The organism is Bacillus sp. 05T31 (assembly GCF_056396725.1).
Genome location: NZ_JBFTMA010000082.1, coordinates 1 through 11,728, shown reverse-complemented (window position 1 = coordinate 11,728; position 11,728 = coordinate 1). Strand labels below are relative to the sequence as shown.

The following is an 11,728-nucleotide window of genomic DNA, read 5'->3' as shown; positions in this document are numbered from 1 at the left end:
ACATTTGCAATTTATCGTCAAAGTCCAAAGTCTTCACTTGTGCCAGGGAATTTTGTTTCTTATGCTAAGGTAGAAAAAGGTAGTGAAACGGTTGAGGATTGGAAACCAATCAATGAGAAATATTATTTGTTCCCGTCTGAACAAGCAAAAGCGGATAATAAACGTGAAGACCTTGCAAGGGTTTCAAACTTTAAAGCGAAGTTAAGTGAGTATTTCCAAGGCGATTATACAGCTGTTATCGGTACTGGAATGTATAGAGATGATGAATTAAAAGAAATGAAGCTCGATATTCCTGTCCAATTCAATGGGAAAGCTGAAGTAATTGGTTTTACACAATATGTAGCTGGACTTGTTATGGAATATTTCCCGAATTATATGAAAGTACAAGTAACAATTAAATCTGTAGAACGCCCAGAAGCAATTATTATACGTGAAGCGAAGCAAGATGAACCGTTTGTGAAAATTTTAGATTAAAGATGAGAGCTGTTCCATAAAGGAACAGCTTTTTTTCTTGAAAAATTTTGTTATAATTTTAAATGTTACAAATAAAGGGGTAAGGGGCAAAGTCATGGAAGAACTAAGCTTTCAAGTCATTATTTTATTAATTGCATTCGGRTTTTTAGCTGCTTTTATTGATTCGGTTGTTGGAGGGGGAGGGTTAATTTCGCTTCCTGCACTTATGTTTGTTGGTTTATCACCAGCTTCGGCAATCGCAACGAATAAATTAGCTGCAACGATGGGGACGCTTACGAGCACAATTTATTTTATTCGATCAGGTAAGGTGAATTTTCGGATTGTAGGAAAGTTAATCCCGTTAACTATTATTGGAGCAGTCGCAGGGGCTTTAGTAGTAAAGTTTATTCCGCCTGATATTTTGCGTCCACTAGTGCTCGTGATGTTGGTTTTTATTGCCATTTATATTATTGCGAAAAAAGATTGGGGAAGTGCAATTATGGGCTTATCAATGATTTTAGGTGCTTATTTTGGATCGARGTTTGCGGTTCAAAAAGGTGTTGGATATGTAAGGACTTTATTTTTATTAGTTACTATTTTATTAATCGGGAAAAATGTTTTGGAATATACTCATATTTTGTAGATTCATACGTATGTATGAATCTCTTTTTTTTATTATATTTTAAAAATTTATTAATTTTTAAAATATAAGTCTAGGAATATTTGAATAAATCTAAATTATCGTGTAGAATAATGTTGTAAAATGTAAACGTTTTTCTAAGGGGAGGCTAAAAAGATGGTAGTAGCATACAAACATGAGCCATTTACAGATTTTTCAGTAGAGGCTAACAAATTAGCGTTTGAAGAGGGTTTAAAGAAAGTAGAATCTTATCTTGGACAAGACTATCCATTAATTATCGGGGGAGAAAAAATCACTACAGAAGACAAAATTGTTTCTGTAAACCCTGCAAATAAAGAGGAACTTGTTGGTCGTGTTTCAAAAGCAAGCCGTGAATTAGCTGAAAAAGCAATGCAAGTAGCGGATGCAACATTCCAAACTTGGAGAAAGTCAAAACCAGAAATGCGTGCAGATATTTTATTCCGTGCTGCAGCAATCGTTCGTCGTAGAAAACATGAGTTCTCTGCTATTCTTGTAAAAGAAGCAGGTAAACCATGGAATGAGGCAGATGCTGATACAGCAGAAGCAATCGACTTTATGGAATATTATGCTCGTCAAATGTTGAAATTAAAAGACGGTATTCCAGTAGAAAGCCGTCCAATTGAATATAATCGTTTCTCTTACATTCCATTAGGAGTAGGTGTTATCATTTCTCCTTGGAACTTCCCATTCGCAATTATGGCAGGTATGACAACAGCTGCTGTAGTTTCTGGTAACACAGTATTACTAAAACCAGCTAGTACAACTCCTGTAGTAGCAGCGAAATTTATGGAAGTATTAGAAGAAGCTGGTTTACCAGCTGGCGTAGTAAACTTCGTTCCAGGTAATGGCTCTGAAGTTGGTGACTACTTAGTAGATCACCCTCGTACACGTTTCGTTAGCTTTACTGGATCTCGCGATGTAGGTATTCGTATTTACGAACGTGCAGCAAAAGTAAACCCGGGACAAATTTGGTTAAAACGTGTTATCGCTGAAATGGGCGGTAAAGATACAATCGTTGTTGATAAAGAGGCAGATCTTGAATTAGCAGCTAAATCTATCGTTGCATCAGCATTCGGATTCTCAGGACAAAAATGTTCTGCATGTTCTCGTGCAGTAATCCATGAAGATGTATACGATCATGTATTAAATCGTGCTGTTGAATTAACAAAAGAATTAACAGTAGGTAACCCAGATGCAAAAGATATTAACATGGGGCCTGTTAATGACCAAGCTGCATTCGATAAAGTAATGAGCTATGTTGCAATTGGTAAAGAAGAAGGTAAAATCGTATCAGGTGGCGAAGGAGACGATTCTAAAGGCTGGTTCATCCAACCAACAATCGTTGCTGACGTTGCAGAAGATGCTCGCTTAATGAAAGAAGAAATCTTCGGACCAGTAGTAGCATTCTGTAAAGCAAAAGACTTTGATCATGCACTTGCAATTGCAAACAATACAGAATACGGTTTAACAGGAGCAGTTGTTACTAACAACCGTGACCATATTGAAAAAGCACGTGAAGACTTCCACGTTGGTAACTTATACTTCAACCGTGGATGTACTGGTGCAATCGTAGGTTACCAACCATTCGGTGGCTTTAACATGTCTGGTACAGACTCTAAAGCTGGTGGTCCTGACTACTTAGCACTTCACATGCAAGCAAAAACTACTTCTGAAACTTTATAAGAAATAGTAGAAAAGATCTTCACAGACTGTGAAGATCTTTTCTTTTTGAGAAACTCTCTATAGAAGCTAGTTAATTTCAATCAAGAAAAGGTTGCCAAATATTACTATTTGTTCTTTTGAATTAGTTAAACCCTATTAATATCGGGATAAACATGAAAATAGAAATAAAACAGCGAGAAAAATTGACTTATTAGTCATATTTTTTAGTATTCATTTTGAGGATTTCCTGTATAATACAATTTGAAAGAAAATCTATGGTTAGACAAGAGAACACTCCTTTCGGCTTTGCTAACTGAAAGGAGTGTTTTTTTAGGTCGCTAAAAACTCTTCTGTACTCATTATATTTGCGTATACTCCATTTAAACTCGCCAAAATTGTATTATGAATATAAACAGCTGGTATAGTAGCATTCTTAAATGAAAGATCTTTTGTAGCACAAGCATCGTGTATTACGGTACAGTGAAGGCCAAAATCAAAAGCAGCTCTTACTGTAGCATCAATACACATATGGGTCATCATCCCGCATATTACGACGTGCTCAATTCCTGAACGTTGTAATTGTTCTAGAAGATCAGTTTCTCGGAAGCTATTTGGATAATGTTTAAGGATAACGGTTTCCTCTCTAAGTGGACGGACATTTTCGTGAATATGGACACCTTCTGTATTGGGTAGGAAAAAAGTAGCGCTATCTTTTATAGCTACATGTTGGATATGAAAAATAGGTTCGTTTCTTATTCTAAAATGTTGTAGTAGCTGACTAGCATATTCACTTGCTTCTACTGGATTACGTAATTCCATCATTCCGCTTGGAAAATAATCATTTTGAATGTCGACGAGCAAAAGAGCTGTTTTCATATATCTATCTTCCTCCGATTTCATATTCAAATAATGTTATTCAATGAGTAGAGAAGATTCTCCTTTTTAAAAGTATGAGTGAGAAGGATTTTACATAACTTTAAAAATCACTATTGTATTGTTACTTCTTATTTTAAAATTCAAATAGAGAAATAATTAATATTTTTCCGAAAAATGTATTGACTCTCATTATTCYGAGTTCTATAATAAGACTTAATTAAACGACAATTAAATCGATACACTCTTATCCAGAGAGGTGGAGGGACTGGCCCTACGATACCTCAGCAACGGRTTTTTTAATACCGTGCTAACTCCAGCAAGCCTATAAAGGCTTGGAAGATGAGAAGATGTGAATGAGTACATATAAAAGTGCTCTCCTTCTTATCTTTTATTACTGATAAGAAGGAGAGCACTTTTTATTTTACCTCGAAAGCTCTACTTCAAGTTTTTACAGCATATAGGAGGGAAGAAAATGATTTCTTTTAACAATGTAAGTAAAGTATATGAATCAGGTGGGCAATCTGTTCATGCGGTTGAGGATGTAACGCTGTCAGTTGAAAAGGGCGAAATTTTTGGCATTATCGGATTTAGTGGTGCTGGAAAGAGTACATTATTACGTTTAGTAAATATGTTAGAAAGACCAACTGCAGGAACAATTTCAATAGATGATAAAGATATTACATCATTATCGGCGAAAGAATTACGGAAACTAAGACAAAGAATTGGGATGATTTTCCAAAGTTTCAATCTATTTAATTCAAGAACGGTGTTTGGGAACATTGCTTATCCATTAAGGTTAGCGAAATTGCCGAAGAATGAGATAAAAGAAAGAGTGAATGAACTACTAAAATTTGTTGGTTTAGAAGATAAAGCGAACTATTATCCAGAACAGTTATCAGGTGGACAAAAGCAGCGTGTTGGGATTGCAAGAGCACTTGCGACATCACCGGATATTCTCATATGTGATGAGGCAACATCAGCTTTAGATCCGGAAACAACAACAGAAATCTTAAATTTATTAAAGAAAGTAAATAGAGAGTACAATTTAACGATCCTACTTATTACACATGAAATGCACGTTGTGAAAGAAATTTGTCACCGTGTAGCCGTTATGGAAAAAGGAAAAGTAATTGARGAAGGAAAACTGTTTGACGTTTTCACACAACCAAAAACAAAGACAACYCAAAATTTTGTACGCTCTGTTATTAATGATCACTTACCAGAAAGTGTTCTAGCGAAAATTCAAAACGGAGGTCAGATTTATCGCCTGACTTTTACTGGGGAAGAGACAGGGCAGCCTGTACTATCATATATTGCGAAAAACTATAACGTCGATGTAAATGTTCTTTATGGAAATATTATTGAACTCCAAAATGTGCTATTTGGAAATCTTCTTGTAGAACTACAAGGTGAACAGAAAGAAATTCAAAAAGCATTACAACATCTAAGACTGCAAGTGCAGCTGAAGGAGGTAGAAGCTCATGCGAGTTGATTGGAGTATATTTTGGCCTCGCATATTAGATGCGACGGGGGATACCCTCTTAATGGTAATTGTAACCCTTATATTCGCTACAATTCTCGGTATACCTCTAGGTTTACTGTTGTATGTAACGAGAAAAGGAAATTTTTTAGAAAATAAATGGGTCTTTTCTATTCTTAATATCATAATTAATACAATTCGTCCGGTTCCATTCATTATCTTTTTAGTAGCTTTAAGCCCACTAACAAGAAGTGTTATTGGAACGACGATTGGAACGGCTGCAGCAATCTTCCCAATGACGTTAGTTGCATCAATTGGTATTGCTAGAATGGTTGAAACAAATCTTGTTTCTGTTCCGAAAGGAGTAATTGAAGCAGCACAAGCAATGGGCGCTTCACCACTTAGAATTGTTTTTGAAATCCTCGTACCAGAAGCGTTAGCACCATTGATCTTGGGAGTTACGTTTATGACGGTTGGTTTAATTGAATTTTCTGCAGTCGCAGGACTTGTCGGTGGTGGAGGTCTTGGCGACTTAGCAATGACATATGGTTATCAACGCTTTGATACGTCAGTTATGTTTGTAACGGTCGTTTTACTTATTATTCTTGTACAGGTGGCTCAAAATTTAGGGAACTACTTTGCGAAAGTCTTTTTACGCAGATCATAAAAAGGAAGAGGGGAAAAGAAAATGAAGAAAGTTTTAGCATTTGCATTATCAGCGATCGTAGGAATTACAGCATTAAGCGGCTGCTCAGGTGGAGATACAGGTGCAGGGGCGAAAGAGAAAGTAGTTCGCGTCGGTGTAACTGGAACAGATGGAGACGCTTGGGAAATTTTAAAGAAAAAAGCTGAAAAGGAAGGGATTAAAATTAAACTGGTTGAGTTCTCTGATTACACAACACCCAACAAAGCGTTAGCTGATGGAGATATTGAACTAAACTCATTCCAGCACATTGCTTTCTTAGAGCAATTTAAAAAGGAGCATAAGTTAGATATTACAGCTGTTGGTACAACGCAAATTGCACCGATGGGCTTATACTCTGAAAAATATAAGAAAGCAAATGAAATCCCAGATGGTTCGGAAATTGCTATTCCGAATGATCCAACGAACCAAGCACGTGCATTAAAACTTCTTGATGCAGCTGGATTATTAAAGCTTAAGAAAGATTTTGGTCTATTTGGGGATCCAAGCGGTATCGCTGAAAATCCAAAGAAGCTAAAAGTTACACCGGTTATCGCACAGCAAACACCTCGTGTGTTAAAAGATGTAGCGGCTTCAGTTATTAATAACGGTGTTGCTGGTCAAGCTGGATTAGACCCAGCGAAGGATCCAATTTTCTTAGAAGATCCAAATAATGAAAATGCAAAGGCCTATATTAATATTTTCGCAGCTCGTACGAAAGATAAAAATGATCCAACACTGAAAAAAGTAATTGAGTTATACCATTCAAAAGAAGTAACAGATGCAATTAAGAAAGAAACAAATGATGGTTCAATTTCAGTAGATCTTTCACTTGATGAGCTTGAAAAAATCGTAAAATAATTATTGAGTTTAACGACTAACAGTAGGAACCCCTCCGCTGTTAGCTCGTTCAACATATAATCTACTTAACAAACAAAACCCTAATTCTGTACCTTCTAATTTTGTATAACATAGAATCCAATGTTTGTTAAGTAGAGTGATGGACCAGGAGTTTTCCTGGTCTTTTTTTAATTAAAGCAGCTGGCTAATAATAAGGAAATCCAAATTATGATTGGGTAAGAGATTAAACTAAAAATGAGTGTACTTGCTAATTTCTTTTTAGGGATTAATAGTTTCTTTGATGAAAATAAGAAAAGAGAAAATAGGATAATGATAGATGCTGAGATTACTCCTGGATTATAAGAACGATAAATGAAATACAAGATAATATGCTGAACGGCGTTAAAGAAGATACAGCCCTGTATAAAAATGATCAAATAAATAGAAGATATGATGCTTAATTGATATAGAATGACTATGAGTAAGACGAAGGTTGTTAATATGGAAATTGCAATGAAAAATTGTTTGTTAGTTATAAAATGGATCGAAAATCGATTAGCGATATATTGTGGCATTTGGAAAGCTTCTTCAAGGTTATGAAAAAAGAATAGAAGGGGGATTAGCCAGATTGTATTAGTGGTGAAATGTCTTGTTGAAGATGTTTTAATCAACTTATATCAGCTCCAATAAAGGGATAGAAAGCCTATAAGAAAAGGCTTTCTACAAGGGTATRGTTATTCAATTATGATGCTTTTTAAATTAYTCTCAGGTTGCGGTTGTTCTTCAGCATAAGAGGAGAGCTCCTCTTGCAAAATATTTAGTGCGTGCTTAGCTGATTGCTGAATCGGATTCGGTAGCTCTTCTAATATACGCATACCGATTTTTATTTTTGTACGAATTACCTTTCTTAGTAATTCATCATGCATGTACTACACCTCCAAACCGAATGTTTAGTACATCATCTTCAAACTTAGCTCCTTGAATAGAAAGGTGTGTTAATGTTTTTGGTAAGGTGATATTTCGCTTCATAGAGCCGGCTCGAATAATAAGTTCATCACCTTTTTGATTTAATGAAAGTTCACTTTTGTTTGAGAAGGGAATGGACAGAACGAAAATATACTCATCGCCATCTTTTTTTACATATTGTGTGCGGCCATTAAATTTCACTTCAGTAGGAGAAGGGTCTGATTTAAATAAAGCATTTCCTACACGCTCTAACATAGGTAAACCAACAACTTCTTGTTCAAACATGGGAGCTTCGTAAATAGGAAGTGGCTGAAAACTATCTTTAATTAACGCCTTATATTTCTTTTGTGTATCTTTCCATGCCTGAAAGTAAGGGTCGGTAACAGTGTTAGGGATGACGCGGTTAATCATAATGGCATCTACGTTATAATCGTATAAGTTTAAATAAGTAAAACTACGCTGAGCTTCTTTAATGACCATTTTTTCAGGATTTACAACAACGCGAATACTCGTTACTTCTCGGTTTGATAAAATATCTCTCATTTCTCCAAGTTGTTCAAGCGTATTCGTTAATTCGTCCATAATATCATCAGTTGGAAGGGGGACACCAAGAAGTGGTTGAGCTACAGGACGAACAACTTTTAAAATCTTCCTTTTAATAGGAAAGAGTTTTTCCATCCACCAGCCGAGCATGTCTGGAAAGCTAAGCATTGCTAAAGTTTCTCCAGTCGGTGCGCAATCAATAATGATGACGTCGTAAGTGTTGTGTTTATAGTAATCGAGTACTCGAAGTAAGCTAATTAAATCTTCCATACCAGGGAACATCGTTAATTCTTCTGTTGTAATATCATCAGCTGCTTTGGAAGTGAAGAGTAGTGTAATATATTTCTGCAATTTCCCCCAGCCTTTTTCCATTTCATAAATAGTGTTAATTTCTTGTGCCCACAAGTTTTCGCGAATTTCTAGTGGCTCAGAAGATAGTTTTATGCCAAATGAATCCCCTAAACTATGAGCAGGATCTGTACTCATTACTAATGTTTTTAATCCTTGTTTTGCACTTTGGATTGCTGTTGCTGCTGAAATGCTAGTTTTTCCAACGCCGCCTTTACCTGTATACAAAATAATTCTCATTATTCTATCCCCTTTGTTTCGAGTATCGAATATTACGAGTGTCGAAATATTTAATTGAATAAAAACCCAACTAGGGTCTTATCCCGCATTAACGGGCAGTAAGACTCCCGCCCAAAAATTCGACTGGAGCAAAGAAATTAGGTGGGAGGTCAACTGTCCGTAAATGCCCGATTGGTTCAACTAATAATCAGTGAGGGATGAGAAAAACCCCCACTGATTAAAGTTTCACTTTATTCAATCGGAATGTTTTTCATTTTAGGTGTAGAAACCTTTTCTTCTGTTTTTTGCTGTGACGTAGCAATGTGATTCATGATCTTTTGGAATATTTGTAGTAAGAATGCTTTTTCTTCTTCTGACAATGCATCTGTCACTAGGCTAAAGTAATGGGCCGCATTTTGTTTTACTTCTTGAACGAGCATTACGCCGTTTTCTGTTAAACGAATTAATACAATGCGTCGATCGCTTTCATTCCGGTAGCGTTCAATATATCCCTTTTTTACAAGGCGATTTACAACGCCCGTTGTTGTACTCATCGGTATATCAAGAAGATCAGCAATTTTTGTCATTGTAATATCCGTATTTCGCTCCATCCAAAGTAAACAAAATACTTCTGTCTTGGAAAGTGTTAAATCAAGGCTTACCCATTCTTCAGGATAGAAAAGTTTCTTGGCGTTATCTAGCAGTAAGTCTAAAAAATGTTCATATTGTAACAATTATTTCCACTCCTGTATATTTCGAGGTTCGTAATATTTGTTTTTATTTTATGTGGAATTGAAATAAATGTCAATGTTTTTAACTGTTTTTTCAGATTTGAAAGAAAAWTAYCTTCAAAATAGAAATTTTTTGTGATAGATTAATAAATAGAAAARTRATTTTACATAAAAACCCATTGTGATAAATATATTTATCTATAATAGGTGTACAGCTAACGAGGGGGAGAACGATGAGAAGACGAAATACGCAAGCGTTCACGTTTTTAGCATGGACTTCATTTGTTTGTGCGCTTTCAGGAATGCTAATTGGGATTTACACGTTAGATGAAACGCTTAGTGTAAAAGGGTACTATTTAATCGGAACATTATTTTTAACGATGTCTTGTTTTGTATTACAAAAAACAATTCGTGATAATGAGGAAGATAATGAAAGATTTCCGAAAAATAAATCGTTAGATAAAGAGTAAATTGTAAAGAAAGGCACTTGCCTTTCTTTTTTTATGTAAAAATGCCGTAAGTGCCGTGTGTTGACTTGCTTGAAGTACTGAAAATTTGGTATCATCAATAGTATTGTAGATTGAACGATATATTATGGAGGTGGCCTAGCCGTGTCAAGAATTTCCGTTGAGAATGTAAAGCACGTAGCACATTTAGCACGTCTTGCAATTACTGATCAAGAAGCAGAAAAATTTCAAAAACAACTAGATGCAATTGTTACATTTGCAGAACAGTTAAATGAATTAGATACAACTGATGTAAAACCAACAACTCATGTATTAACTATGAAAAATGTTATGCGTGAAGATGTGCCAGAAAAAGGTTTACCAGTAGAAGAAGTATTAAAAAATGCACCGGATCACAAAGATAATCAAATCCGTGTTCCAGCAGTATTAGAATAGAGGAGGGAATTTCGATGTCATTATTTGATCATTCTGTATCAGAGTTACATAAGAAGTTAAACAACAAAGAAATTTCCGTTACGGATTTAGTAGAAGAATCTTACAAACGTATTTCGGATGTTGAAGATAACGTAAAAGCTTTTCTTACATTAGATGAAGAAAATGCACGCGCGAAAGCGAAAGAATTAGATGCAAAGATTGGTGCTGAGGATAATGGTTTATTATTCGGTATGCCAATTGGTGTAAAAGATAACATTGTAACTAACGGTCTTCGTACAACTTGTGCGAGCAAAATATTAGCAAACTTCGATCCAATTTACGATGCGACAGTTGTACAAAAGCTAAAAGCTGCTGACACAGTTACAATCGGTAAATTAAATATGGACGAGTTCGCAATGGGTTCTTCAAATGAAAACTCAGGCTTCTACGCTACAAAAAATCCATGGAACTTAGATTACGTTCCAGGCGGATCTAGTGGTGGTTCTGCAGCAGCAGTAGCAGCGGGAGAAGTATTATTCTCTCTAGGTTCTGATACGGGTGGTTCTATCCGTCAGCCAGCTGCATATTGTGGCGTTGTAGGTTTAAAACCAACTTACGGACGCGTATCTCGTTACGGATTAGTAGCATTCGCATCTTCACTTGACCAAATCGGACCGATTACACGTACAGTAGAAGACAATGCATACTTATTACAAGCTATTTCAGGTATTGACCGTATGGATGCAACTTCTGCAAACGTTGAAGTAGGAAACTACTTAGCTGGTTTAACAGGTGATGTTAAAGGTTTACGTATTGCTGTACCRAAAGAATACTTAGGCGAAGGTGTTGGCGAAGAAGCTCGTGAGTCAGTRCTAGCTGCTTTAAAAGTRTTAGAAGGTATGGGCGCAACTTGGGAGGAAGTATCTCTTCCGCACTCTAAATACGCTCTAGCAACGTATTACTTATTATCTTCTTCTGAAGCATCCGCGAACCTTTCACGCTTTGATGGCGTACGTTACGGTGTTCGTTCTGATAATGTAAATAACTTATTAGATCTTTACAAAAATACACGTAGCGAAGGTTTCGGTGATGAAGTAAAACGTCGTATTATGCTTGGTACATTTGCTCTTAGCTCTGGTTACTATGATGCATATTACAAAAAAGCACAACAAGTACGTACATTAATTAAAAATGACTTTGAAAATGTATTTGCTAACTACGATGTTATTATTGGACCAACAACACCAACTCCAGCATTTAAAGTGGGCGAAAAAGTGGACGATCCAATGACAATGTATGCAAATGACATTTTAACAATTCCAGTAAACTTAGCGGGTGTTCCAGCGATTTCTGTTCCATGTGGATTCGGTGCTAACAACATGCCAC

At 36.0% G+C, this 11,728-nt stretch carries 14 protein-coding genes and 1 riboswitch; of the genes, 9 read left to right on the top strand and 5 right to left on the bottom strand.

What is annotated here, in order from left to right:
* From AC1DJR_RS08025 to pruA, 3 genes are all read left to right on the top strand, one after another.
* Positions 1 to 474, top strand: a 474-nt coding sequence (locus tag AC1DJR_RS08025) for a CamS family sex pheromone protein (protein WP_477002352.1), incomplete at its 5' end; no start/stop codon positions are given.
* A gap of 94 nt (positions 475 to 568) precedes the next feature.
* Positions 569 to 1,096 (top strand): TSUP family transporter, encoded by a 528-nt coding sequence (locus AC1DJR_RS08020; protein WP_477002351.1) that lies wholly within the window; start codon positions 569 to 571, stop codon positions 1,094 to 1,096.
* A 153-nt stretch (positions 1,097 to 1,249) separates the two neighbouring features.
* A complete protein-coding gene (gene pruA / locus AC1DJR_RS08015; protein WP_002124887.1) occupies positions 1,250 to 2,797 on the top strand; it encodes an L-glutamate gamma-semialdehyde dehydrogenase in 1,548 nt (515 codons plus the stop codon).
* Between the two features lie 309 nt (positions 2,798 to 3,106).
* Here pruA and AC1DJR_RS08010 read toward each other — a convergent pair whose 3' ends face one another.
* Positions 3,107 to 3,652 carry a cysteine hydrolase family protein gene (locus AC1DJR_RS08010; protein ID WP_002091344.1) on the bottom strand — a complete coding sequence of 182 codons (546 nt, stop codon included), beginning with the start codon at positions 3,650 to 3,652 and terminating at the stop codon, positions 3,107 to 3,109.
* A gap of 241 nt (positions 3,653 to 3,893) precedes the next feature.
* A riboswitch (SAM riboswitch) is annotated at positions 3,894 to 3,998 on the top strand.
* Between the two features lie 126 nt (positions 3,999 to 4,124).
* Here AC1DJR_RS08010 and AC1DJR_RS08005 point away from each other — a divergent pair.
* From AC1DJR_RS08005 to AC1DJR_RS07995, 3 genes are read left to right on the top strand one after another with little or no spacing between them, the layout of a single operon-like run.
* Entirely contained in the window at positions 4,125 to 5,144 is a 1,020-nt protein-coding gene (locus AC1DJR_RS08005) for a methionine ABC transporter ATP-binding protein (RefSeq protein WP_002029486.1), read from the top strand.
* Positions 5,134 to 5,799: a methionine ABC transporter permease gene (locus tag AC1DJR_RS08000; protein WP_002091343.1), complete on the top strand. Its 666-nt coding sequence runs from the start codon at positions 5,134 to 5,136 to the stop codon at positions 5,797 to 5,799. The genes AC1DJR_RS08005 and AC1DJR_RS08000 overlap by 11 nt, the downstream gene beginning before the upstream one ends.
* Positions 5,800 to 5,820: 21 nt before the next feature.
* The gene (locus tag AC1DJR_RS07995; RefSeq protein ID WP_429687014.1) at positions 5,821 to 6,675 is read left to right on the top strand and encodes a MetQ/NlpA family ABC transporter substrate-binding protein; all 855 of its coding nucleotides are present in this window, start codon (positions 5,821 to 5,823) and stop codon (positions 6,673 to 6,675) included.
* A gap of 167 nt (positions 6,676 to 6,842) precedes the next feature.
* On the opposite strand, the gene AC1DJR_RS07990 is transcribed toward AC1DJR_RS07995, so the two are convergent.
* From AC1DJR_RS07990 to AC1DJR_RS07975, 4 genes are all read right to left on the bottom strand, one after another.
* The gene (locus tag AC1DJR_RS07990; protein ID WP_002091337.1) at positions 6,843 to 7,325 is read right to left on the bottom strand and encodes an HXXEE domain-containing protein; all 483 of its coding nucleotides are present in this window, start codon (positions 7,323 to 7,325) and stop codon (positions 6,843 to 6,845) included.
* Positions 7,326 to 7,388: 63 nt separating this feature from the next.
* Entirely contained in the window at positions 7,389 to 7,580 is a 192-nt protein-coding gene (locus tag AC1DJR_RS07985) for a DUF3926 domain-containing protein (protein WP_477002350.1), read from the bottom strand.
* Positions 7,573 to 8,754 carry an ArsA family ATPase gene (locus AC1DJR_RS07980; protein ID WP_002124897.1) on the bottom strand — a complete coding sequence of 394 codons (1,182 nt, stop codon included), beginning with the start codon at positions 8,752 to 8,754 and terminating at the stop codon, positions 7,573 to 7,575. The genes AC1DJR_RS07985 and AC1DJR_RS07980 overlap by 8 nt, the downstream gene beginning before the upstream one ends.
* A 227-nt stretch (positions 8,755 to 8,981) precedes the next feature.
* On the bottom strand, positions 8,982 to 9,464 hold the full coding sequence (locus AC1DJR_RS07975; protein WP_000942491.1) for a MarR family winged helix-turn-helix transcriptional regulator: 483 nt from the start codon (positions 9,462 to 9,464) through the stop codon (positions 8,982 to 8,984).
* 230 nt (positions 9,465 to 9,694) lie between these two features.
* Between AC1DJR_RS07975 and AC1DJR_RS07970 the strand changes: the two genes are divergently transcribed.
* The 3 genes from AC1DJR_RS07970 to gatA form a co-directional block, all read left to right on the top strand.
* Positions 9,695 to 9,931, top strand: coding sequence for a YiaA/YiaB family inner membrane protein (locus AC1DJR_RS07970; protein ID WP_002029490.1), 237 nt, complete (start codon positions 9,695 to 9,697; stop codon positions 9,929 to 9,931).
* A 141-nt stretch (positions 9,932 to 10,072) separates the two neighbouring features.
* Entirely contained in the window at positions 10,073 to 10,363 is a 291-nt protein-coding gene (gene gatC, locus AC1DJR_RS07965; protein WP_000086999.1) for an Asp-tRNA(Asn)/Glu-tRNA(Gln) amidotransferase subunit GatC, read from the top strand.
* A 14-nt stretch (positions 10,364 to 10,377) separates the two neighbouring features.
* Positions 10,378 to 11,728, top strand: a 1,351-nt coding sequence (gene gatA, locus AC1DJR_RS07960) for an Asp-tRNA(Asn)/Glu-tRNA(Gln) amidotransferase subunit GatA (RefSeq protein ID WP_477002349.1), incomplete at its 3' end; no start/stop codon positions are given.